At 72.8% G+C, this 24,184-nt stretch carries 17 protein-coding genes and 1 pseudogene; 10 read left to right on the top strand and 8 right to left on the bottom strand.

Going from position 1 to position 24,184, the window contains the following annotated elements; translation table 11 throughout:
• Positions 1 to 106: 106 nt before the first annotated feature.
• The 10 genes from ACMTAK_RS47905 (at position 107) to ACMTAK_RS47860 (ending at position 7,090) form a co-directional block, all read left to right on the top strand.
• Positions 107 to 514, top strand: a complete 408-nt coding sequence (locus ACMTAK_RS47905) for a hypothetical protein (protein ID WP_413811990.1) — start codon at positions 107 to 109, stop codon at positions 512 to 514.
• A 54-nt stretch (positions 515 to 568) separates the two neighbouring features.
• Positions 569 to 1,144, top strand: a complete 576-nt coding sequence (locus ACMTAK_RS47900; RefSeq protein ID WP_413811989.1) for a phage tail tube protein — start codon at positions 569 to 571, stop codon at positions 1,142 to 1,144.
• 35 nt (positions 1,145 to 1,179) lie between these two features.
• Complete coding sequence (locus ACMTAK_RS47895) at positions 1,180 to 1,470, top strand: hypothetical protein (RefSeq protein ID WP_413811988.1); 291 nt, start codon at positions 1,180 to 1,182, stop codon at positions 1,468 to 1,470.
• Positions 1,471 to 1,484: 14 nt separating this feature from the next.
• Positions 1,485 to 1,877, top strand: a complete 393-nt coding sequence (locus ACMTAK_RS47890) for a hypothetical protein (protein ID WP_413811987.1) — start codon at positions 1,485 to 1,487, stop codon at positions 1,875 to 1,877.
• A 27-nt stretch (positions 1,878 to 1,904) separates the two neighbouring features.
• Positions 1,905 to 2,582, top strand: a complete 678-nt coding sequence (locus ACMTAK_RS47885) for a hypothetical protein (protein ID WP_413811986.1) — start codon at positions 1,905 to 1,907, stop codon at positions 2,580 to 2,582.
• A gap of 20 nt (positions 2,583 to 2,602) precedes the next feature.
• Positions 2,603 to 3,760, top strand: a complete 1,158-nt coding sequence (locus ACMTAK_RS47880) for a phage tail family protein (RefSeq protein ID WP_413811985.1) — start codon at positions 2,603 to 2,605, stop codon at positions 3,758 to 3,760.
• A gap of 1 nt (position 3,761) precedes the next feature.
• Entirely contained in the window at positions 3,762 to 4,670 is a 909-nt protein-coding gene (locus ACMTAK_RS47875; protein WP_413811984.1) for a phage distal tail protein, read from the top strand.
• Positions 4,671 to 4,754: 84 nt separating this feature from the next.
• Entirely contained in the window at positions 4,755 to 5,795 is a 1,041-nt protein-coding gene (locus tag ACMTAK_RS47870) for a hypothetical protein (protein WP_413811983.1), read from the top strand.
• A 6-nt stretch (positions 5,796 to 5,801) separates the two neighbouring features.
• Entirely contained in the window at positions 5,802 to 6,890 is a 1,089-nt protein-coding gene (locus ACMTAK_RS47865; protein WP_413811982.1) for a hypothetical protein, read from the top strand.
• Positions 6,890 to 7,090 carry a hypothetical protein gene (locus ACMTAK_RS47860; protein WP_413811981.1) on the top strand — a complete coding sequence of 67 codons (201 nt, stop codon included), beginning with the start codon at positions 6,890 to 6,892 and terminating at the stop codon, positions 7,088 to 7,090. The genes ACMTAK_RS47865 and ACMTAK_RS47860 overlap by 1 nt, the downstream gene beginning before the upstream one ends.
• On the opposite strand, the gene ACMTAK_RS47855 is transcribed toward ACMTAK_RS47860, so the two are convergent.
• The 8 genes and pseudogenes from ACMTAK_RS47855 to ACMTAK_RS47820 all read right to left on the bottom strand — a co-directional run bounded on the left by ACMTAK_RS47855 (position 7,077) and on the right by ACMTAK_RS47820 (position 24,013).
• Entirely contained in the window at positions 7,077 to 7,568 is a 492-nt protein-coding gene (locus ACMTAK_RS47855; protein ID WP_413811980.1) for a hypothetical protein, read from the bottom strand. The genes ACMTAK_RS47860 and ACMTAK_RS47855 overlap by 14 nt on opposite strands.
• Positions 7,556 to 8,590 (bottom strand): annotated as a pseudogene (locus ACMTAK_RS47850) (permease). Before ACMTAK_RS47850 ends, ACMTAK_RS47855 begins: the two are co-directional and overlap by 13 nt.
• A complete protein-coding gene (locus ACMTAK_RS47845) occupies positions 8,562 to 9,683 on the bottom strand; it encodes a class I SAM-dependent methyltransferase (protein ID WP_413811979.1) in 1,122 nt (373 codons plus the stop codon). The pseudogene ACMTAK_RS47850 and the gene ACMTAK_RS47845 overlap by 29 nt, the downstream one beginning before the upstream one ends.
• Positions 9,680 to 11,008 carry a glycosyltransferase gene (locus ACMTAK_RS47840; RefSeq protein WP_413811978.1) on the bottom strand — a complete coding sequence of 443 codons (1,329 nt, stop codon included), beginning with the start codon at positions 11,006 to 11,008 and terminating at the stop codon, positions 9,680 to 9,682. Before ACMTAK_RS47840 ends, ACMTAK_RS47845 begins: the two co-directional genes overlap by 4 nt.
• Positions 11,008 to 11,904 (bottom strand): alpha/beta fold hydrolase, encoded by an 897-nt coding sequence (locus ACMTAK_RS47835; protein ID WP_413811977.1) that lies wholly within the window; start codon positions 11,902 to 11,904, stop codon positions 11,008 to 11,010. The genes ACMTAK_RS47840 and ACMTAK_RS47835 overlap by 1 nt, the downstream gene beginning before the upstream one ends.
• Positions 11,905 to 11,907: 3 nt before the next feature.
• Positions 11,908 to 12,258, bottom strand: a complete 351-nt coding sequence (locus ACMTAK_RS47830; RefSeq protein WP_413811976.1) for an acyl carrier protein — start codon at positions 12,256 to 12,258, stop codon at positions 11,908 to 11,910.
• A complete protein-coding gene (locus ACMTAK_RS47825) occupies positions 12,255 to 16,847 on the bottom strand; it encodes a beta-ketoacyl synthase N-terminal-like domain-containing protein (protein ID WP_413811975.1) in 4,593 nt (1,530 codons plus the stop codon). Before ACMTAK_RS47825 ends, ACMTAK_RS47830 begins: the two co-directional genes overlap by 4 nt.
• Positions 16,844 to 24,013, bottom strand: coding sequence for an SDR family NAD(P)-dependent oxidoreductase (locus tag ACMTAK_RS47820; RefSeq protein WP_413811974.1), 7,170 nt, complete (start codon positions 24,011 to 24,013; stop codon positions 16,844 to 16,846). The genes ACMTAK_RS47825 and ACMTAK_RS47820 overlap by 4 nt, the downstream gene beginning before the upstream one ends.
• Between the last annotated feature and the right edge of the window lie 171 nt (positions 24,014 to 24,184).

The raw sequence follows: 24,184 nt of genomic DNA, 5'->3' as shown, positions 1-24,184 counted from the left end.
CCGGTGTATCACACTTGGTGCCAGCGGCGGAGCTGTGCCCCTGGAGGGGCCACGGCCCCGCCGCTTTTCGCTGTGCGCAGCCCTGACCACAGCAAGGAGTGCGCGCATGACCGAGCCCTTGGTGATCTTTCCCGACGTCGAACGCCTCGTCGTCGAGCATCTGAAGAACCGCCCCGAACTGGCCGGGGTACTCGTGGACAACCGGACCCCGCCGGACTTCGACGGAACCCGGAAGGCCGTGCTGGTCTCCCGGGCCGGTGGCGTCTGGGTCGAGGACATCCATCTGGACCAGCCGCTGGTCGACCTCGAGGTGTACGGCCCGGACAAACCCACGGCCCACACCGTCGCCACGGCCGCCCGTACGGCGCTGTTCACCGTGCGCGGCACCACGTTCGGCACCGCCTGTGTCACCGATGTCTCCGAGGTGGACGGCCCCCGGTGGCTGCCCGACTACCTGCACGCCGCCGCCAGCCGCTATGTGTCCACGGCCCGGCTCTCCATCCGCCCGGCGTAGGCCACGTACCAGCCGACGGTTCGCCCTCATCACCACGCCACAAGGAGCAATCGCATGCCCGGAATGAACCCCAATGAGATCCGCGTCGCGGGCACCGGCCGCATCCTCACCGCCCCGCTCGGCACCACCGTCCCGGCCGATGTCTCCACGGCGTGGGCGGCGGACTGGAAGGACCTCGGGTACACCACCACCGACGGCATCAAGTTCAACAAGAAGGACAAGATCGACCCGGTGGACACCTGGCAGTCGGTCAGCCCGGCCCGCTTCGTCTACTCCGACCGCGACCTCACCGTGAAGTTCCAGCTGCTCCAGCTCAACGAGGACACCCTGCCGTTCTTCTTCGGCGGCGCCGTGGTGACGGAGACGGAGGCCGAGCCCAAGGTGTACCGCTACGAACTCGCCGCCGAGCCGAAGAAGGACGAGCGGATGCTGGGCGTGGAGTTCGCCGACGGCGATGTCATCAAGTACCGGTTCGTCCTCCGCCGCGGCCAGGTCACCGAGACCGAGGAGCTCCAGCTCACCCGCACCGCCGCGGTCCGGCTCGGGGTCACCTTCACGGCACTGGCCGTGGACAACGACACCCCGCTGGCCACCTGGCTGATGAACGACCCGGCGTTCGCCGGATCCTGATCCCCCCCGAAGTCGATCGCGAAGGAGCCGCCGCGATGCCTGCGTTCAACGTCAACGCCGCCCGCGCCCAGCGTCTGGAGGCGCTGGGCCTGACCTGGGACTTCGAGGTGGACGGGGAGACGTTCTCGCTGCCCACCGAAATCCCCCGCCGCTCGGCGCACGCGCTGGCCGAGCTGAAGGACAACGACCTGGACGGGCTGCTCGCCCTCCTCATGGGTGAGGAGAGCTATCAGCGGCTGTGCCGACACGAGGTGAGCGTCCAGGACATCGCCGCGATCCTCGAGGCGTACGGCCAGGACACCGGGCTCGGCGTGGGGGAAGGCTGAGCCTCGGCGCGCTCGTGGAGGAGCACGCCGAGGCGCTGGAGGCCGATCTGCTGCGGTACTACGGCGTCGACCTGCTCGACTGGCACCGCGAGGCGCTGTCCTCGCGGCGCCTCGCGGTCCTGGTGCGCCACCTTCCGCCGGACTCGGCGTTCGTACGGGCGCGGGAGGGCGAGGCCGCGGAGTGGGGGCTGACGGACCATCTGCTGGCAGCGGTCGTGGACCACTTGGCGATCGCCAACTGGATGTTCACGTCGGCCAACCGCGACGAGTACGCGGACCCGCCGGAGGCGCCGGTACCGGTGCCGAGGCCGGGGGCAACCGATATGTCCGACTGCCCGCCGACCGCCGACCAAGCCGATGTCGGCCACGGGCCGACGGCGGCCGAGTTGGCGCGGTTCTTCGGGTGAGGCGTTTTCGGGCTGAAAGGAGGGCAAGTGGCCGGACCCAACGAAACGCTGCACTGGGTTGGTCAAGAGATCGACCGCAAAGTACACGCGGTCATTCAGGGAGCCGCACAGAAGATCGTCGAGGACGCCACGAAGGCTGCGAAAGACTTCGTCCAAACAGCCGCCGCGAAGGGGGAGACCAGCCTCCTCAAGGCCGAGGGAGTGGGGGCCTCCTTAGGCTTCAAGCTGTTCAACGCCGAAAAGACGGTGTTCGACCTGCAGGAAATCCTCGACAAGAGACGCGGTCTGAACCCGGAGGCCCTCAAGGCATCCATCAGCGCCGTGGAGCATCGGGTGGCGGCGACACGGACCTCACTGGCCCGTACGATCCTCCGCGTCCGGGCCGAATTCACCGCCGCCAAGTCCGCCACCGAGACGGCCGTGACTGGTGCGAAGCAAGCCGCGGAACGTGCCGGTGGCAAGGCCGAGGCCGCTGCCAATGAGGCTCGCGCCGCGGCGCAGAAGGCCAAGCACGCCGAGGAGAAGGCGGAACACGCCGAATCGCAGGCTCAACGTGCCCGGGGAAACCAGCGGAGCGCCGCAGCGGCGGCAGGGAGACCAACCAGTCAGGAGCGAGCCGTGGATGTGCGCAACATCCGCGACGCCGAACAGGCTATCCGGGCGTTGGAAGGACGAATCAGCCGACTCGCACAGGCTCTTGAATGACGGGGCCGGGAAGGTGACCGATGTCGCTGTTGCAAGCGCTCAACAGATCCGTCTCCGGCTTCCGCGGCCTGCGCAGCACCGTGGGCCAGACCGATACCAGCGTCTCCAGGTTCTCCCGTACCGCGACGCAGGCGGGCTCGGCCGTCGGCCGGATCAAGGGCGACGTCGACAAGTCGGCCAACTCCATGCGCACCCTGCAACGAGAGGCCAACGCCGCCGAGCGCAGCGTGGCCAAGAGCGGCCGTTCCATGACCACCGCCGGCCGCGGCGCGGCCACCGGGGGTGGGCTGATGGGGCGGATGAAGACGGGGCTCCAGGGGGTGACAACGGCCCAGAAGGGCCTGAACACCGCCATGAAGTCAAACGTGTTCGGGGCCATCATGGCGCTGCTGATGCCGCTGATCATGAAGCTCGTCGACATGGCGATGCAGTCCAAGACGGTGCAGCGCATCGTCCAGGCGGCCTTCAGGATCATCGGCCAGGTCATCGGCTCCACCATGCGCGTGGCGAAACAAGTGGTGCAGACGACCTGGAACGGCATCAAGACGGCGTTCACGGTCGTGCTGAAGGTCATCTGGACCGTCGTGAAGACGTACTTCAACATCTACAAGACCATCATCACCACGGTCATCCACGCCATCATGGCCGTGGTCCGGCCCCTGCTGTCCTTCTTCTCGGAGCGGATCCCGGGCGCCTTCCGCTCCGCCCGTAGCGGCATCCAGCGCGCCTTCAGCGGGCTGGCGGGCATCGTCCGGGGTGCGTTCAGCGCCGTGCTCGGGGCCGTGCGCGGGCCGCTCAACGGGGTGATCGGGCTGGTCAACCGGGCGATCGGCGCGCTGAACCGGGTCAAGGTCTCGGTGCCCTCATGGGTGCCGGGGATCGGCGGCCGGTCGTTCGGGGTGAACATCCCCACCATCCCCACGCTCGCCCAGGGCGGCATCGTGCTGCCGCGCCCCGGTGGCACGCTCGCACTGCTCGCCGAGGGCGGGCAGGCCGAGGCCGTACTGCCGCTGAACCGGCTGAGCACCCTGCTCGCCCGCACCGGGCCCGCGCCCGCCCCGGCGGGATCCGGCGGGGCGGGCGGCGGATTCGTCATCGAGCACTACCACGAAGCCCCGGGCGGCAGCGCCCGGCAGACCGCCGAGGATCTGATGTTCCTGATGAAGGCGAGGGGGTGACATGGCGGACGAGACCACCGCCACCGAACCAGGGCCGCTCATCACCACCGACGGGCAGGTGCAGTGGGCCGGGCTTCTCATGGGCCCCGGCACCGACTACTGGATCGCCGCCGAAGGGCTCACCGGCTGGGAGGAGTTGCCCGCGCTGGACACCTCCGACGCGGACCGCCCGGTGGGGCACGGCGGCTGGCCGGGTTCGCAGTGGGCGCAGGCCCGTACGGTCACCGCGCAGGTGTGGTTCGCGCCCGACCCGGACGCCGGACCGGAGGCCGTGCGGGACGCGCTGCGCGCGCTGCGCGCCGCCACCGCCGTCCGCGACGAGGAGGAGTGGCTCGCCGTGCGCCTGCACGGCGAGACGCTGGCCGTACGGGCCCGGGTCACCCAGCGTGTGGTCCCCACCGACCGGCAGTTCGCCGCGAGCCGGCTGGCCAAGATGACGCTCCAGTGGAAGGCGAGCGATCCACGCCGTTACGAGGCGGTGGGGCGGCGGGACACCGCCGGGCTCCCCCGGCCCGAGGCGGGGCTGACCTGGCCGCTCAGCTGGCCGCTGGCCTGGGGCGCGCCCGGCTCCACCGGCGATCTCGCGGTGGAGAACGACGGCAGCGCACCCACCCATCCGCTGATCACCTTCACCGGGCCGTGCACCCGGCCGCGGCTGGCCAACCGGACCAGCGGCGAGTGGCTGGAGTACGCGATCACCCTCGCCCCGGACGACGAACTGGTCGTCGACACCGCCGAGGGGACGGTGATGTTCAACGGCACCGCGTCGCGCCGCCACACCGCCACACCGGGCAGCGCCCCGGAGGAGTCGTTCACCCTGCCGTCCGGGACCTCTCAGCTGTCCTTCCGCGCGGCGTCGGGAGGGGAGGGAGCAACCGCCACGATCACCTGGCGCCGCGCCGAGTGGTGAGGCGCCGCGCCGCCCCGTCGTCCGCTCCGATCCTCAATCCCGTACGACCACAAGGAGTTCTCCGATGACCGTGGGAGCCGTCCTATGACCGTCCGATCCGCCTGGCATCTGCCCACCGGCCAGACCCGTGAGGACACCCGGCTGGCCGTCAGCCTCGGCATGGCGTCCGCCGGACCGCTGCTGACCCGGGCGGGATGCGTGTTCGGCGGGCTGCAGCTCACCGGCACCGCCGCCACCGGTATGCAGGCCAAGCTCTCCCCGGGCCAGGTGTGGATCCCGGGAACCTCCACCGGATCGCAGGGCGGCTATCCGGTCACCGTCGACTCCGACACCCTGCTGACCGTCGCCGACGGGCACTCCAGCCTGGCCCGTGTGGACGCGCTCGTCGTACGGGTCTACGACACCGACTACGACGGCTCCGGCACGTACGAGGCCGCCCTGGAACTCCTCCAGGGCACCCCGGCCGGCTCCCCCACCGCCCCGGCCGTGCCCAAGAACGCGGAGCTTCTCTACGAGATCGCCGTCCCCGCCGGGGCGAGCGCGGCCAAGGGCATCACCTGGGCCTCCGCCATCACCGACCGCCGCCGCTACACCGCGGCGCTCGGCGGCATCGTCCCCGCCGCGGGCGGCGCGCCGCACAACGGGGCGTATGCCGGGCAGTACCGCGACGCGGGCGGCCGGCTGGAGCGCTGGGACGGCGCCCAGTGGGCGAAGTACATTCCCGACGCCGTGCTCCGGCACACGGCGGACTGGGGAGCCACCACCTCCGCCACCTATCAGGAGATGCTCACCGACACCGTCGCCACGCTCACCGCCACCTTCACCGCCCCGGCGTCCCGTTGGGTGTCCCTCACCTTCGGCGCCTTCACGGCTGCCGACGGGGACGCCACCGCCTACATCTCGTTCCGGCTCAGGACGCAGAGCGGCACCGAGGTGCTCGCCCCGACCGACGACCGGGCGGCGGCCCTCTACGGTGCCGGGCGGGCCTCGATCTCCACCTGTTTCCCGGTGGGGAACCTCACCCCCGGCGCCGTCTACACGGCGACGGCCACGTACCGTTCCTCGATCGCGGGGACGCGTGTGCACTTCGACAACCGCTTCGTCCGCGTGGACCCGGTGGCGTGAGGCGCCGTGGACGCCCGCTACCGCGCCGTCTTCACCGATCTGCGCACCGACCAGGCCATCGACGTACTGCCTCTGAGGGAGGTGGAGTACGACGACTATCTCGGCAAGCCGGGATCCCTGACCGCGACCATCCCGGTGCCCGACGCCCGGATGGCCCGGCGGGTCCGGGAGCTGGTGGAGGGGCGCACCGCCGTCTATCTGGAACGGGGTGACGAGGTCTGCTGGGGTGGCATCGTCTGGACGCTGACCCCGGCCACGGACGACCGGGGCCTCACCACCGTCGGGCTTCAGGCGGCCACCTTCGACTCCTACGCGGGCCGTCGCTACATCCGCGCGAATCTGAGCTTCACCGCGCTCGACCATCTGGAGATCGTCCGCCGGCTGTGGGACTACATGCAGGGGTCCGAGGGCGGCCACATCGGCGTGGAGTACGAGCCGACGGCCCCCACCGCGGCCCGTACGGTGGCCTACAGCGACGGTGACGAGACCCTGGTGGAGGAGGCCATCGGGCAACTCGCGGCGATGGAGCCGGGTTTCGAGCACCGGATCGCGGTGTACCGGGATCCGGTGACCGGGCGGCGGGTGAAGCTGCTCCAGCTGGGCTCTCCGACGATCCAGGTGGGCAGCCAGCCGGTGATGCTGGATCTGCCGGGCGATGTGCTGTCGTATTCCTTCCCCCGCGACGCCACGCGCGGCGGAACGACGGCGCGGGCCAGGGGCGGCACCCCGGAGGGCGGGGCGGGCGGTCCGGTGATGTCCGGGGAACAGGTGGCCGGGGATCTCCTCGCGGCCGGGTTCCCCCGCCTGGACACCTCGTCCGACCACAGCAATGTCACCGACAAGGCGACGCTCGACGCGTTCGCCCGGTCCGAACTCGCCGCCCTGCGCGGCACGGTGGTCATCCCCTCGGTGCGGATCCGCCTCGGCTCGGGCACCACCCCCGCGCTGCTCGGCACCACCGTGCGGCTGCGCATCAAGGACGTGTGGTTCTCCGAGGGGCTGGACGCCCGCTACCGCGTCGTCGGCATCAAGGTCACCGCCCCGGAGCGGGGACGTCCGGAGACCGCCGATCTGTATCTGGAGGAGGCAGACTGATGGCGAACCTGCCCGAGGACATCGTGGACCGGATCAAGGCCCTGGAACGTCAGGTGCACCGGCTCACCACCTACGTCAACAGCAAGCCCGGCGGGACACCGACGGCCCTGGCCGCCACCGAGCCGCCGTCACCGCCGCAGGCCCAGGAGACCTCCGGCGAGGAGCCGCCGCGGCCCGACGGCACGGCTACGGGCCCCTGACGTCCGGCCCCGGCTGGGTGCCTCCGGCCCCGGCGGGGCGCGTCCAGTCCCGGCGGGGTGTGTCCGGACCCGGGGGGTGGCTCAACCGCCGCCCGGGCCGGTCACCATGTCGTGGTAGGGGTCCTTGGGCGCGGGGACTCGCCGTACGGCGGTGGCGTCCAGGGCGGGGCTCGCGCCGTCCGTGCAGCCAGGCGACCTTCGGCCCGCCCGCGTGGCTGTGGCCGTGTCCGTCACCATTGCTCTGTTCGCCGTCGTGGCTCTGGTCGCCGTCGGTGCGCGGACGATTGAACGGGAAGCCGTCGCGGGCGGCGCTCACCGCGCCGAGCGCGATCAGCAGTACCCCGGAGGCGATGAGCGCGGGCCGCAGCCCCGGGCGCACATAGCGCGGATACAGATCGGTCAGCAGGGAGATGTGCAGCAGACCGACCCCGAGGAAGAGGAGCAGCAGCACCTGGATGTTGCGCTTCACAGCAGCCACCACCCCACCAGAGCGCTGCACAGCACGGCCACCACCCAGGTGGCCCACGAGAAGCGCGCCGCGAAGGCGCGCCCGAAGGTGCCGGACTGCAGGGCGATGAGCTTCACGTCCACCATCGGGCCGACCACCAGGAAGGCGAGCCGGGCGGTGGGCGAGAACCCGCTGAGCGAGGCGGCGACGAACGCGTCGGCCTCCGAGCAGACCGCGAGGATCACCGCGAGCAGCCCCAGCATGGGCAGCGAGAGCCACAGGGAGTCGGAGAAGAGCCGCAGTACGGAGTGCGGCACCGCGACGTTGAACGTGGCCGCGGCCGCCGCGCCGACCACGAGAAAGCCCCCGGCGTGCAGGAAGTCATGCTGGAGCGAGAGCCGGAACTCCTCCGCGCGGCTCGCGCCGGGCGCGTGCCCGACCGGCCCCTTCGGCAGCCTCAGCCACTCCTCGCGGCCCGCCCGGATCCACAGCCAGCCCATGGCGACGGAGGTCAGCAGCGAGGCGATCAGACGGGCGGCCACCATCCAGGGGTTGCCGGGGAAGGCCACATAGGTCGCGACCAGCACGATCGGGTTGATGGCCGGGGCCGACAGCAGGAAGGCCAGCGCCACCGCCGGGGCCACCCCGCGCCGCATCAGACTGCCCGCCACCGGCACCGACGCGCACTCACACCCCGGCAGCACCGCCCCGGCGGCACCGGCCACCGGTACGGCGAGCGCCGGATTGCGCGGAAGCACCCGGGTGAACACTTACGCCGGTACGAACGCGCTGATGGCGGCCGACACCACCGTGCCCAGCAGCAGAAACGGCACGCCCTGGATGACGATCGCGGTGAACACCGTGCGCCACGCCGCCACCGCACGGTCGTCCAGCGCGGCGGTGATGTCCGGTCCCAGGGCGATGGCAACACCGCCGAGCAGCACTACCGTCCGGCCCCCTCGGCCTCGACTTCGCCGTGCACCACCCCTCCCCCGGGCCCCGGAGCGGGACCCGGGGGCCACCTTAACGGGGGCCGGAACGGGTGGAGGCATCACACCGGGCCACCATCCGATAGGCGTTGGACATCTTGCCGAGCCCCGCCAGCGGTTTGAGCAACAGGCGGTCGAGGGCCGTCGCGACCACGAGGGCGGGCACACCCGCCAGCAGGATCGCGCAGCGCAGCAGCCAGCGGAGCCGGCCGGGCGGCTTGACGAGGGAGGGGGCGTCATCGGGCGGGGCGATCGCGTTGAGCGCCAGCCAGACGGCGCCGAGCAGATCGACGGTGTCCGACGGCCCGCGGTGCTGTTCGTCGGTCACGGTGAAGCCCAGCGCGGTCAGCTCCTCGCGGAGGTTGGCCACCGGAAGGAAATGCAGATGCTGCGGCTGGAGCCAGGGGAGCCAGAACCGGCCGAAAAGGCGGCCGAACCAGCACTCCGGGTCGGGCACCTCGATCAGCAGATGGCCGCCGGGCCGCAGGGCGCGGCGGGCGGCGCGGAGTTCGGCGCGGGGGTCCGTGCTGTGCTCCAGGTAGTGGAACATGCTCACCACGTCGTAGCCCCCGGCCAGCCGCTCCTCGGCCAGCTCGGCGAAGCTGCCGCGGATGGCCCGGTCGATGCGGCCCGTACGCTCGGCCAGTTCGACACCGGCGGTGAAGTCCAGTCCGTCGAAGCGGGTGCCGGGGAAGACGGTACGGGCCACCTCGGGGAAGTGGCCGTGTCCCGTGCCGACATCGAGCCAGGTCTTCGGGGGCTCGGCGGAGGGCTCCTGGAACATCGCGCGCCGCCGGTACACCTTGTCCCGCCCGGAGAAGACGTTGCCGAGTTCGATCTCCCCCATCCCGTCGTAGAAGTCTCGGTAGTAGAACTCCAGGCCGTCGTCGTTCAGCCGGGGATTCTGGAAGACATGGCGGCAGTCCCCGCATCTGTCGAGCCGGAAGCGGCCGGGTTTGCTCTGGTACCGGTCCTTTGTGCGCAGCCGCCGCACCAGCCGCGTGGAGCCGCACCACGGGCAGTCCGTGCGGCGGGGTTCGAAGAACCGCTCGGTGCCCCGCGCCAGATCGGCCTGGTAGCGGGAGCGCAACTCGGCAACGGTCTCGGCGCGGGACGGCTTCTCCGGTGTGCGGGGTATGGCACTCTCGCCGCTCATCGTTCCCCTTCCGGGTTCGCGGTCGCGTGGGTGGTGGCGCTCGCGGTGGCCTGGGTGGCGCTCGCGCCGGCGTGTGGGTCGCCCGCTGTGGCCAGCCGCTCCAGCTGGGTGGCGGCCGCGGTGGCACCGCCCGCCGCGCGGAAGGACGCCCCCACGCGCTCGGCCGCGGCGCGGTAGCGCGGTTCGTCCAGCACGGCGTCGAGCGCCTCGCCGATGGCCGCGGCCCGCGCCCTGCCGAAGCGCACCCGGATACCCGCGCCCGAGTCCACCACCTGGGCGGCCACCACCGGCTGATCGTCCCGGATGGGCGCCACGACGAGCGGTACGCCGTGCCAGAGGGTTTCGCAGACGGTGTTGTGGCCCGCGTGGCACACGACCGCGTTCACCCTTTTCAGCAGGGGGAGTTGGGGGATGTAGCGGCGCACCAGGACGTCGTTTTCGTCCGAGGTCGCGGGCATGCCCTGGATGTCCCGGGTGGCCCGGGTGAGTACATCGTCGGGGTCGACGACGACCGTCTGGAAACGACCGGCCCGTGCCCGTACGGCCTCCAGACACTCGGTGAGGAAACGCGCCCCGGCGTCGGTGTTCGCGGTGCCGAGCGTGATGAGGACCGCGGGGCGCGTGGGATCCAGCCACTCCCAGGGGAACTCCGTCGTGGCCGGTCGCTCGGCGATCGACGGGCCCACGTAGTGGATGCGGTCACCCGCCCGGGCCGGTCGTCCGGCCAGCTCCTCGGTGGTGAAGGCCAGGACCAGATCCGGCGAGAACCGAGGGTCGGCCGTGCCGTCCGGGTCGCCGATCCGGCCCCGCACCTCGTGCAGCAGCCCATCCAGCCAGGCGTCGATCTTGGGCATCCCGTCCAGCGCGCCGGTGAACTCCGCCGAGGTGGTGGCGGATGTCGCCCAGCGCACCCCCAGCCGTTCGGCCACCAGGGCACCCGCCACGGTCTGCTGGTCGGCGATCACCACATCGGGGCGGAACTCCCCGATGGCCTCGGCCACGCCCGGAGCCATGGCCTCGGCCAGCGGCACCAGGAACCGCTCCCACAGGAACTTCAGCGCCGCAGGACCGCGTACGTCCGGTGGGCGGCCAGCCCCGCCCTCGCCCAGCACCGGCCCGGCGCAGCGGTAGACCTTCGTCCCCCGCCCGGTCAGCCGCTCGACGACCGCGGGCATACCGGCCCAGGCCACCTGGTGCCCCCGGGCAGTGAGTTCGGCCGCGACGCCGACGGTGGGGTTGACGTGGCCGACGAGCGGCGGCACGACGAAGAGAAAGCGGCGTGGTGTGCGGGGTGAGGTCTCCGTGGCTCTGCTCGGTTCGCTCATCAGGCATCGGCCTCCAGGGCCGCCGCTGCGGTGCCGGTGGCCGTACGGCGCCCGTGTTCCCCTTCGTGTTCACTCTCGTCGATCCACGACAGCAGCAGTTCGCGGATGCGCGTGGGCGCCTCGGCGAGGACCGAGTGGCCCTGCCCCGGCAGGACGACGGTCCGGGTGCCGGGCAGCACCGCCTCCAACCACCGTTCCTGCCCGGCGAGTTCGGAGTCGGCGCCGTAGACGGCCAGCACCGGGCAGCGCACCGCGCGGACCTGCTCCTCGCTCACCACCCGGCTCGCCGGTACGTCCTCGGCGATGGTGGTCGTACGGACCAGGCGGGCGGCCGACTTGGCCAGCCGTGCGGTGTGGGCGCCCCGGTGGGCGCTCACCCAGGCCAGCGACTCGGCCTCGTGGACGACCAGTTCCTCCGCGACGCGCCGGAGGATCCCGCTGATCTCGGTCAGCCAGCTCTGGGTGGCGGGCTTCGCCTCGATGACCGCGATACCGGCCACCCGCTCCGGACGGCGCATGGCGTAGGCGAACGCCACCGTTCCGCCGAAGCAGTTGCCCACGAGATGGACCGGACCGGTGATGTCGAGCCGGTCGAGCAGCCGCTCCAGATCGGTGACGAAGGTGTCCAGCCGGTAGCCGGAGCCGGGGCGCTCGCTGCGGCCATGTCCCCGCTGGTCGTACATCACCACCTCCAGTCCGGCGGCGGCGAGGTCCGGGGCCACCGTGAAGTACCAGCTGGCGAGGGAGTCGGTGAGCAGACCGTGGATGAGCACGGCGGTGGCGGTGGGCGGCCGGCCGTCGGGCGGGAACAGCCGCTGGACATGCAGTCGGACGCCGTCCGTCCCGGTATGTGGGCCGTCGTGGCCGGTGGCGTGGTCGGTGTCGATCATCGCCATCGGTCAGCGCTCCCGGACGGCCCTGAGGCACCGGACGACATACTCGACGAGCTGTCCCACGGTGAGGTCGATGATCTCGTCGAGCTCGAGGTCGGCCACGAACTCGGCGAAGTTGACCTGTCTGCCGTACCGGGTCTCCAGGCTGCCGGCGAGTGTCACCAGGTCGATGCTCTCCAGCTCCAGATCCTCGGTGAACCGGGTCTCCATGGTGACCTCGATATCGTCGAGGCCGTATTCGTCGAGCATCGTCCGGAGCATCCCGGATATCTCCGCGAGCACGGCCGGTGCGTCGGCTGATGCGCTGACCAGTGCGTCGCCAGCGGGTGACGGGGCGGTCTGATTGACGGTGGTCACTGATCGCTCTCCTCGTCCTGTTCCTGGTGGTCCGGGCCGGTCGTCCAGGCCACGGCGTAGTCCCGGTCCGGCAGTCCGGGCGGGTTGGCGATGGTGATGGTGTGGACTTCGTAGCGGCGCGGGGGCTGTCCGGGGGCGGTGGTGGCCGCCACTTCGACGATGAGCCGGGCCGGTGGCGCGTCGGGGCGGTCCGCACCGGGCCGTACCTCGGCGATGGTCAGATCCCGTGGGCGGTCGCGGAGACCGGTGCCTTCCTCAGCCGTGGCCACCGCTTCCTTCGCGGCCCGGAAGGCGGTGGCCCAGCAGGCGCGTGCTCCACCGCTCGCGGCCGTCACGGCGGCGAGGAGCTCGTGCTCCGGCCGGGCGAGGGCGTCGGCCACGTCATCGTGGTCGGTGACCTCTTCGAGGGCGATACCGGGGCCCGCGGCGCCGTTCGAGTGGCGCGGCACCACGAGGGCGACCCCGGTCTCGGCCCGGTGTGCCAGCGAGAGCGCCAGTTCGGGCAGGGTCCGGCCGTGCACGCCGATGGCGTACGGGCGCCCCTGGGCGTCCTCGCGGATCCCGATCTCGGCGGGGAAGACCGGGCCTTCGCCGTGGTCCCAGAGCCATCGGCGTACGGCGTCCTTGGCCGCGATCCTGCCCAGCAGCCACTGTCTGCGGCCGCGTGGCGGCTGGTGTTCATAGGCGGTGCGCTCGTCGCCGCCCAGGTGGTTACGCATGATCAGGTCGCGGGAGGCCAGGTCCGGCCAGCGCTCATGAAGCAGCACCCAGCCGCCCGGCTGGGGCCGGGACAGCGTGTTGTGCTGCGGGAAGCGCTCCACGGGCCGGGTTTCGGGGTGGTTGTCGAACCGGCGGTCCTGCCAGCCGGACAGCTCTGCCCACACCTCGCCGCCGATCAGCAGCTGCGCGTCGGCCTCGAGCGCGGTATCGGTCAGCGAGGTGATCCTGATCAGGCACTCCACCGGTGTGCCGGGGGCCGGATGCGGTCCGAAGAAGCGCATCAGACGCATACCGATGGGGAAGACCACGGTCCGTTCGGTGCGGGTCGCCATGATCCAGTAGCCGAGGAGCTGTCCGACGTTGTCCAGCAGCGCTCCGGGCGCGGGGGGTGTGGTGATCGTGCCGCGAATGTGCGACGCGCCGATCGCGGTGAGTTCGGTGAGCCCCTGGAAGGCCGGACCGTGGAACATCCAGCGCTCGGTGTAGATGAGCTGTGCGGTGTGGTCGGGTGTGCGCTCGGTGGCGGGGTCGACGCTCCAGGGCGTGGGGCGGGTGCCGGGATGGCGATCGGCCACTTCCACGGTGGCGCGGGCGCCGCGGCCGAAGTTGACGGTGTAGTGGGCCGGCCCCGAGATGGGGGTCGCGGTGACCTGGACGGTGGTGGGTGGCGACGCCGTCACCCACTGGTCGAAGCGGGCGCCGTGCACGGCGACGGCCACAGGGTTGGTGCCCGCCGTGCGTTCCGCCGTGTCCATGAGGTGCTGGACGATCGTGGTGGCCGGGACCACGGGCCAGCGGTCCGGCTCATCGGGCCAGCCGGGGCGTTGGGGGAAGAAACAGTGGTCTCGGAGGTAGGGCATGGTCTCGGTGGAGACCCGTAGCTCGTGAGTGCGGGGGGTCGGTGGGCGGCTTGCCTCGATGACCGCTGTCGCGGTGGCGGCGGTCTCACTGAGCAAGGCGTCGAGTTCGGCTGCCCAGCCAGGTGGTGGGCAGTCGTTCCTCTCCCGGCTACCGCCGGGAGGTGCCCCCTGGGCGGAACGGGTGGGCACCACCCGACCCGCATCCGGCGACGGCGGCCACGGCCCACGGTGCGGCCCCGCTCCCCGGGACACCGCCCGCAATAGCTCACCGCGCAACTCACTCAAGGCTGGCTCGCCGAGCGAGACCAGCGAACCGCTCAGGTCCAGCCGCACCGCGGGAAGCGCCGATCTCACACCCGAGGCTTCACGTGGCAGCGCGGGATCCACCTCCGCGCCCTCAGCCCACAGCGCCGTGGCCACGCGCCGAAGTTGGGACACCCCGTCCCGGTGGGGCGAGTTGGCGGCCACCACCAAGTGGTCACGCCGCTGCAGCGTGTCACCGATGAGCGACCCCAACTGCCCCGTACCGACCTGGACGAACGCACGGAACCCCGCCTCGTACAGGGCCTCGGTCAGCAGCCGGAAGCGCACCGGCTCCAGCAGATGCCGGATGAACAGTGCGCGCACCTCCGCCTCGGTCGCCGGATACGGTGCGGCGGTCGTCCCGGACCAGACGGGAGTCCTGGGCGGCAGCAGCAGCTCGAAGCGTTCCGTCACGGCTCGGATGGGGTCGAGGTAGGGCGTCAGCATCGGGGTGTGGAAGCCGGACTGGAAGGGCAGGACCTGCGCGATCACGCCCTCGGCGCGCATGGCCCGGACGAACTCCTCGACATCGTCGCGCGGCCCGCACACCATCGACTGGCTGGGCGCGTTGTCGTGCGAGAGCACGATCCGGCCGGCCGCCCGCTCGGTGAGCGCGTCGGACACCCGCCGCGCACCCGCGCCGAGGACGGCGAAGGCCAGACCGGGCACTCGCAGCGCGTCCGGGTCGAAGGAGTCGAGGAAGGCGTCGACCTCCTCGCCCGCGTAGAGGCCGCCCACGACCAGCGCGGTCCACTCCCCCACGCTGTGCCCGGCCACCGCGTCCGGTACGACCCCCATCCGCCGCAGCGCCGCGTCCAGCAGCCGTCCGACGCCGAAGACGCCGACGCCATGGCGGCCGATGTCGCCCACGCGTGCCGCCTCGCCGAAGCGGTCCCCGGCGGGCCGGGAGAGCCCGAAGTATTCCGCGACGCCGTCGACACGGGGGACGAACTCGGCTTCGAGGCCGGGGAAGACGAAGGCGAGCTTCCCCCTCGGCGCCGGGCCCGCGCCGAGCAGTGGCGCGGGGGTGAACCAGATGTCGTTGCGGCCCCGCCACGGGCGGCCCTTGGCCACCATGCGCCGGGCGAGCGCGAGCCGTTTGGCGGTGGGCTCGACAATGCCCAGCCGGGTAGGGGCGTCCCGCCCCGTCACCGTCGTCCGTACGGTCGTGTCGTCCGCCGCCAGCAGTTCGGCCAGCCGCTCCGGGGTGTCCGCCGCCAGCGCCAGCACTCGCTCCGGTTCGATGACGAGCGTCGTGGCGCGCCGCGTCTCCGGCACCTGCGGCGGCTGCTCCAGCACCACATGAGCGTTGATCCCGCCGAAGCCGAAGGCGTTGACTGCGGCGCGCCGTACGGGCGCGTCCCACGACTCGGCCGCGTCGAGCACCGAGAAGCGGGTGGCCGCGAGCGCCGGATGGGGGTCGTCGCAGTGCAGGGTGGGCAGCAGCCGGCCGTGGTGAACCGCGAGGGCGGCCTTCACCAGGCCCGCGACACCGGCGGCGGGCATGGTGTGGCCGATCATCGACTTCACCGAGCCGATGACGGCCGTCTCCCCCGGCGTGCCACCGGGGCCGAACACCTGGGCCAGCGTGGTGAGTTCGGCCGCGTCCCCGGCGGGCGTGGCGGTGCCGTGCGCCTCCAGCAACCCGATGGCGCCCGGCTCGCGCGGATCGAGCCCCGCGGCCCGCCACGCCTGCCGTACGGCACGGGTCTGACCGCCCGGGTCCGGGTTGACCAGACCGGTGGCACGGCCGTCGGACGCCACGCCGGTGCCCCGGATCACCGCGTAGACGCGGTCGCCGTCGCGGAGTGCGTCGGCGAGCCGTTTGAGGACGACCACACCGGTGCCCTCGCCGATCAGCAGACCGTCGGCCGCGCGGTGGAAGGGCCGTATCCGCTGGCTCGGCGACAACGCGCGCAGCTGCGAGAAGACGCTCCACAGGGTGATGTCGTGGCAGTGGTGCACCCCGCCCGCGAGCATCACATCGCACCGTCCCGAGGCCAGCTCCCCCACCGCCTGGTCGACGGCGACGAGCGAGGAGGCGCAGGCGGCGTCCACGGTGTACGCGGGGCCGCGCAGATCGAGCCGGTTGGCGATGCGCGAGGCGGCGAGGTTGGGCACCAGACCGATGGCCGCCTCGGGCCGGTCGGGGCCGAGCCGCTCGGTGAATGCCTCGCGCACCCGGTCGAGTTGGCCGGGCCCGAGGTCGGGCAGCAGCTCGCCGAGGGTCCGTACGAGCTGGTGGGCGGTGCGCACCCGCTGGTCGAGCCGGACCAGCCCGGGGGTGAGGTAGCCGCCCCGGCCCAGCACCACGCCCACCCGCTGCCGGTCGGGCAGCCGGTCCTCGCCGCCCGCGTCGGCGATGGCCGCCGCCGCGACACCCAGGGCGATCAGCTGATCGGGTTCGGTGCCGGACACCGAGTTCGGCATGATCCCGAACCGGGCGGCCTCGACCCGGGCGAACTCGTCGACGAATCCGCCCCGTCGGCAGTACACCCGGTCGGGTGCCGGCGACGTGTCGCCACCGCCGTCCGGGGCGTGGAAACCGGCGTCCCACCGCCCGGCCGGGACGTCGCTGATCGCGTCCACGCCACCGACCAGATTGCGCCAGTACGTGTCCAGGTCCGGCGAGCCCGGCAACAGCACGGACATCCCGACGATGGCCACCGGCGGCTGCCGGTGCCACTGCTCGTCCGTCACGCTCACCAGCCCGAGGCGGTGTAGACGACGGACCCCGTGGACTCCTCGCCCCAGGCCAGCTCGCGCAGCAGCGCCAGCGTGCCCTCCTCGGGGTCGATGAGCGAGATGCCGCGCCGGGCGTACTCACGGCCGAGCTCCGGTGTCACCATCCCGCCGTGGGCTCCGGCCGGTGCCCAGGGGCCCCAGTGCACGGTCAGCGCCCGGCGGCCGGTGCGGTCCCGCCACCGCGAGCCGAGGGTCTCCATCGCGTCGTTGGCCGCCGCGTAGTCCACCTGGCCGCGGTTGCCGAGCACGGCGGCGATGCTGCCGAACAACACGGCGAACGCCGGGGGTTCGGGCAGTTCGGCCAGCGCGTCCAGCAGCGTCCGGGCACCCTCCACCTTGGTGCCGTACACCCGCTGGAAGGACTCGGCGGACTTCTCCGCGATCAGCCGGTCCTCGATCACACCGGCCCCGTAGACCACACCGTCCAGCCGTCCGTGGTCGGCGTGGATCTGCTTCACCGCCTGGAGCACCGCTTCGGCGTCGCGGACATCCACCGAGCGATAGCGGACCCGGGCGCCGAGCGCGGTCAACTCCTCGACGGTGGCGGCCACTTCGCGCCGCGCAAGGATCCGGGCGGCCTCCCGCTGGATTTCGGCGGGCCCCGGCCCGCCCCGGGCCGCGAGCGCCGCGCGCAGGGCCGTCTCGTCGCGGGCCCCTGCGGTGGCCGGATCCTCGCGGCCCACGGGCTCCGGCGTACGGCCGAGCAGCTCGATCCGGCAGCGGGCGGCGGACGCGAGGGTGGCGGCGAACCGCGCGGTGATGCCCCGCGCCCCACCGACCAAGGCCACCACCGCGTCCCGGTCCAGGCCGAGCGCGGCGGCCTCCGCCACGCCGTCCCCGGCGGGCCCGGCACCCGAACCGGCGAGCGCGCCCAGCGGGGTCTCCACGAGGTCCAGCCGGTGGCGTCGCCCTTCCTCGGTGCGCACGACGACGGGCGTACGGTCCGGGGCGAGCAGTTCGTCGAGCAGCCCGTCGGCCACGGCGTCGGCGGACCCGGCCGCCTCCGCGAGCCCGGCCGCCTCCGCGAGCCCGGTCGCCCGGGCGGGGAACTCCACCAGCCGGATGACCGTGTCCGGGTACTCCCTGGCCACCGTACGGAACACCCCGCGCAACCCGGCCGTGCGCGCGGCGAGCGGGTCCGCGCGGCGCAGCGCCAGCAGCCACCGCGGAGCGCGCCGCAGCGCCGACTGGACGACCGTGAACGCCTCGGGCAGCACCGGCGCGCCGGAGGTGGCCAGCGGATCGAGCAGCAGCACCCCGTCCACCCGGCCGTCGTCCTCGGTGAGCTGGTGGCCGGCGGGGAAGATGACGGCCTCGGCACCGCGCTCGCCGAGGCGGGCGGCCACCGCCTCGGCCACCCCCTCGCCGTCCCCGCCGAGCAGGGCGAAGCGCCTGCCGGTCAGGTCGGGCGGCGCGGCGACGCCGTCGTCCGGTGCGCCGAGGGGCACGGGCACCAGCCGCATCCGCTTGGGCGCCACGCCGGGCACGGCCACGGACACCGGCGCTGGTTCGGCCACGGGCCCGGCCACCTGCTGGGCCATCCGCACGGCCACCGGCTCCGGCTCATCGGCCGGTGCGGGGGTCGCGGGCGTGAGACGGGCGGTGAGCCAATCGGTGACGGCGGCGGTGGTACGCGCCTTGGCCAGCTCCTCCAGCTCCTCATCGCCCAAGGCCGCGGTGTCCGCGCCCGCGACACCGAGTCGCCGCGCCAACTCGCCCGCGATCTCGGCGCGTTTGATGGAGTCGATGCTGAGATCGGCCTCCAGATCGAGATCCGGTTCGATCATGTCGACCGGATAGCCGGTGCGTTCGCTGATGATTTCGGAGACCGCGCGCAGCACATCGGGCCCGGTGGCGGGCGCGGGCGGGGCAAGAGCCACGTCGGGGACCGGGGCCGGGACCTCCGGGGCGGCGGCCACCGGGGCGAGCTCGGCGGGCAGGGACGTGGCCGGGGCGACCGGGGACGGTGGCGCCGCGCGTCGTTCGCCCGGAGCGCCGCCGAAGTAGGTGAGGAGCACATCGCGCTGGGCGGCGATCATCTCCCGGCTGGTCCTCAGGAACTCCGAGATCAGGGCGTCTCTGTCGCCGTACTCGCCGCCATCCGTCCGATCCGTCTGGCTCACCGTGGCCTCCATGACACGTCGGGCCGGTGCCAGCGCACCGGGCAGGAGCTCACCGTTCGCGGTGCGGACGAGATGTCCGTCGACCGTCCAGCCGGGCCGCCTCGGTGGCGGGCCGGATCCCGCCGCCACCGCGTCCCGGCCGTGGAACAGCCAGGCCGTACGCACCGGGACGCCCGCGACGGCCAGCCGGGCGAGGGTGTCCAGAAAACCCCGCGGACCGGGGGTGCCGGACCGCCGTCCCTCGCAGGCGAGGGCGAGGTGCGGGCGGCCGTCGAGGATCTCCCCCACCAGCCGGGTGAGCACCGTCCCCGGACCCGCCTCCACGAAGATCCGTGCGCCCGCCTCGTACATGGCCTCGATCTGGGCCATGAAGCGGACCGGCGCACCGGTCTGGGCGGCGAGTTCGGCGCGGATGGCGTCCGGCTCCGCGCCGTGCGGGGCGGCGGTGCGGTTCGCCCAGACGGGGAACTCCGGCGCGCGCACCGGATGGCGGGCCAGCGCCTCGGCGAACCGCGCGCCGGCCCCGGCCACCAGCGGACTGTGGAAGGCGCAGGCCACCGGGATCCGTTTGACCGAGTGCCCGGCCTTCCGCAGCAGCCGTACCGCTTCGTCGATGTCCTGCCGGGGCCCGGAGATCACGGTCTGCCGTGGCGCGTTGTGGTTGGCGGCCACCACGCGCCCGTCGAGTCCGGCCGCGCGCAGCACCGGCTCGACCTCGTCGGGGGCCGCGGTCACGGCCGCCATGGTGCCGGGTTCCTCCCCGTCGGCCTCGGCGGCGCCGAGGATGGCGGCCGCCCGCTCGGCGCTCAGCCGCGGCAGCGTACGGGGGTCGAGCGCGCCCGCGGCGCACAGCGCCACCAGCTCGCCGTAGCTGTGTCCGGCCGCCATGTCGGGCCGTACCCCGGCCGAGGTGAGCAGGGTGTGCGCGGCGAGCCCGACGATGCCCAGTGCGGGCTGGGCCACCCGGGTATCGGTGATCGCGGTGCGCTGTGCCGCCTCCCCGGCCTCGTCGAAGGCTGCGGGGGGATACAGCGCGTCGGCGTAGCCGCGTCCATGGCGCAGATGGCGCTGGAGCTCGGGGAAGGTGACGAAGGCGTCGGCGAACATCCCGGGCCGCTGACTGCCCTGCCCGGGAAAGAGAAACGCGACCTTGCCGCGCCCCGGCTCGCCCTCTGCCTCCCCGCTGTCCCCGTTCTCCTCGGTCTTTTCGGTCTTTTCGGACTCCCCGGTCCCCCCGGGCATCTCGGGCTCGTCCGGGGCCATGTACGGCCCGTCCGCTCCGCGCGGTCCCTGGCCCGGCGGATCGCCCGCGAGTACCTGACGTAATCGTGCGGCCAGGTCGTCCAGGTCCGAGGCCACGACGGACACCCGGACCGGTTCCCTCCCGGCGTCGGCCCGCCGGGAGGCGGTCAGCGCGAGGTCGCGCAGCCGCCACGGCCGCCCCGCCGCGTCATTGGCCATGAGCTGGTCGAGTGTCTCCTGGACCACCCGCAGCGCCGCCGCCCGGTCGCCCCCGCGGAAGAGGAACAGCTCGGCGGGCCAGTCGTCCAGCCCCTGTGCGGGTGGCGCTACGCGCCCGGGTGCGGCGAGCACCACATGGAAGTTGGTCCCGCCGAAGCCGAACGCGCTGACCCCGGCCACCCGTTCGGCGGGCGCGGCGGCCCATGGCCGGGCCCGGGTGTGGAAGGCGAAGGGGCTGCGGTCCGCGTCCCATGCCTCATTGGGCCGGGTCAGATGCAGGGTCGGCGGTGTGATGCCCGTGTGCAGCGCCATCGCGGCCTTCACCAGCCCGGCGAGGCCCGCGGCGCATTTGGTGTGGCCGATCTGGGACTTCACCGAGCCCAGCGCACACGACCCGGGCGTGGCCCCCGACTCGGTGAACACCTCGCCCAGGACGGTGAGTTCGGTGCGGTCGCCGACGACGGTACCGGTGCCATGCGCCTCGACCAGGCCCACGTCGGCGGGCGAGACCCGGGCGTTGGCGTAGGCGCGCTCCAGTGCGGCCCGCTGTCCCTCGGGGCGCGGGGCGGTCAGCCCGAGCGAGCGGCCGTCGCTGGAGGATCCGACGCCCTTGATGACGGCGTAGACGCGGTCGCCGTCCCGTTCGGCGTCGGCCAGCCGTTTGAGAACGACGCAGGCGACGCCCTCGCCGAGCGCGATCCCGTCGGCCGAGCTGTCGAAGGTCCGGGAGCGGCCCGTCGGGGAGAGGGCGTGCACGGAGGAGAAGAGCACATAGTCGTTGATGCCGTTGTGCAGATCGGCTCCGCCGCACAGCACGAGGTCGCTGGTGCCCCCGATCAGCTCCTTGCAGGCCACGTCCACGGCCGCCAGCGATGACGCGCAGGCCGCGTCCACGGTGTAGTTGGCGCCGCCGAGGTCGAGCCGGTTGGCGATCCGCCCGGAGATGACGTTGGCGAGCATGCCGGGGAAGGAGTCCTCGGTGAGCCGGGGCAGCTGGTCCGACAGGGCCCGCGGCACCTCGTGGACGTAGGACGGCAGGACGGCGCGCAGCGTCTGGGCATTGGACAGATCGCTGCCCGCCTCGGCGCCGAACACCACGGAGGTGCGGGAGCGCTCGAAGGCCCGGCCGCCGTCGCCGGGGTCGCCGTATCCGGCGTCGTCCAGGGCCCGGCGGGCGGCCTCCAGGGCCAGCAGCTGTACGGGTTCGATACTGCCGAGCGAGGCCGGGGGGATGCCGTAGCGCAGCGGATCGAAGGGGATGGGTGGCAGAAAGCCGCCCCATTGGGAGGCGGAGGCGCCGTCCTTGTCGCCCGTGTAGTGGACGGCGGGGTCCCAGCGCTCGGCGGGCACCTCGGTGACGGCGTCCACACCGCCCACCACATTGGCCCAGAACGAGGCGAGGTCGGGTGCCTGCGGAAACATGCACGCCATGCCGACGACGGCCACGTCCAGCGGTGCGGGCGCCTCGGCCGCCGGGGCGGTGGCCACGCCCAGGCGCTCGCACACCGTCTCCGCGCGTGCGGTGAGGAAGTCGGCGGCGCCGGGGCCCACCGCATGGTGCAGTGCGGCGATCGTGGTGGTGGCCGAGCGCATCACGGCCACCTGCCCGGCCATGAACATCCCACCGCTGAGCTGGCCTTCCTCGTCCACCGGGGCCAACGCGCCATCGGGCCCGCGGTCCACGCCCTTGCTGGCGATCCTCAGCCGTCCCACATTCAGCCGCTCCAGCCGCTCCCAGACCTCCCGGTCCGGCAGGCCTTCGTTCCGCAGCCGCTCCTTCACGGTGTCGAAGCTCTCCGTGAAGGGGCTGGGCACGCAGCGTGTGGCGTGGCCGGGGGCGGTCTCCAGCAGCACGGTGTGGTCGGCGGCCACCACCTGGCGCTGGAAGAGCGGCTGTACGGCGCCGTGTGCCACCGCCTCCTCGGTGAACAGATACGCGGTGCCCATGAGCGAGCCGACGGCGACGCCGCGCCGGGTGAGCGGGGCGGCGAGCGCGGCCACCATCGCGGCGGAGCGTTCGTCGTGCACTCCCCCGGCGAAGAAGATCTCGATACCCGCGCCGCCGGTGCCATCGGTCCCGTCCGTCCCGCCGGCGCCGTCCGTGCCCGCCGTGTGACGCGGGTCGTGTGCGGCCTCGTCGAGGAAGTCCTCGATGACAGCGATCTGGGCCTCCCACAGCGGGAAGCTGTTGCGCGGCCCCACATGGCCGCCGCATTCGGAGCCCTCGAAGACGAACCGCCGGGCCCCGGCCTGGAGGTACTGGCGCAGCAGCCCGGGCGACGGCACATGCAGAAAGGTGGCGATGCCGTCCCGCTCCAGCGCCTTGGCCTGGGACGGACGTCCGCCCGCGATGATCGCGTGGCTCGGGCGGACCTCCCGTACGGCCTCGAGCTGGGCGTTTCTGATCTCCTCGGGTGCGAAGCCGAGGACACCGACGCCCCAGGGTCGTCCGTCCAGCGCGGCCGCGGCCTCCTCCAGCATCGTGCGCGCCTGCTCGCGTCCGGCCAGGGCGAGCGCGATGAACGGCAGTGCTCCCCCGGCGGCGACGGCGGAGGCGAACGCGCCCTGGTCGCTGACCCGGGTCATCGGGCCCTGTGCGAGGGGCAGCCGGGTGCCGAGGCGGGTGCTCAGCGGGGCGCCGGGGCGCAGTCCCGAGACGACTGCGGAGCCGTTCCGCACGGCCTCGTGCGCGGCCTCCCGGACGGCGTCCGTGATGCCCCGGACGGTGCGGCCGGCATCCCGCCACCGCTCGGCCGACCGCGCGGCCAGGAAGCCATCCTGACCTACTGTCAGGTCGGGTTCGATATGCGGACCGCGCCCCCGGCGCCGCAGGATCCGGTGCCCGTCGAGGACGGTGGTCTCGGAACCGTCCATGGAGCGGATGGCGGCGGCGCGGTCCTCCGGGAGCCCGGATTCGGCGAGCAGGGCCAGCTGGGTGTCGAGGACGACCCCGGCCGCGCCGCCGAGCACGGACGCGGCGGCGGTGCGCGGGCCGATGCCGCCGCAGGCCCACACGGGTAAGGACACCCGGGGGTCGGCGAGGAGCCGTTGGAGCAGGACGAAGGTGCCCAGCGGACCGATCCGGCCGCCGCTCTCGCTCCCCCGGGCGATCAGCCCGTGTGCTCCGGCGCGGATGGCTTCAAAGGCCTCGTCCAGGCCGGTGACCTCGGCCAGCACACGGCAGTGGTCGGCGACGGCCTCCACCGGCCAGGGCGAGTCCACGCCGAGCACCACCGTATGGGGACCAGGCACGCCACCGCGCGAGGCGCCGGTGGAGGCGCCGGTGGAGGCGCCGGTGGGCGGGTCGTCCAGGAGGTCCGCGGGGGTGAGACGGCAGCCCGCCGCGACCCGCACACCATACCGGCCGTCGGCCACCCACTCGCCGATGTCCTCCCATGCCTGGAGGGCAGCACGGCCCGTTGTTCCCAGGTCGAGGATGCCGAGTCCGCCCGCGCGGCTGACCGCGGCGGCGAGTCTGGCGTCCGGTTCCCCGAACGGAGTGATACCGATGACAAGATCGCCTGCGTCCACGGCGGCTGACATGTTTTCTCCAAAATCGCTAGCGCGGCAGGAAATGGAGATAATTCGGGCAAGGCATGTCGAACGTATGGCATGGCAATCCCGCGAAACGGCGCCGACTGAAATTAGCCACGTTATTACTGAAGAGTCAACAAGCAGTCGTTCACGCTCTCGCCGCGACGGGCTGAATCTCGC

It is taken from the genome of Streptomyces lacaronensis, assembly GCF_047337785.1.
In the GTDB taxonomy this organism is placed as follows: Bacteria; Actinomycetota; Actinomycetes; order Streptomycetales; family Streptomycetaceae; genus Streptomyces; species Streptomyces lycopersici.
Note: the sequence above shows the minus strand (reverse complement) of the source record. Positions and strands in the feature narration are given on the sequence as shown.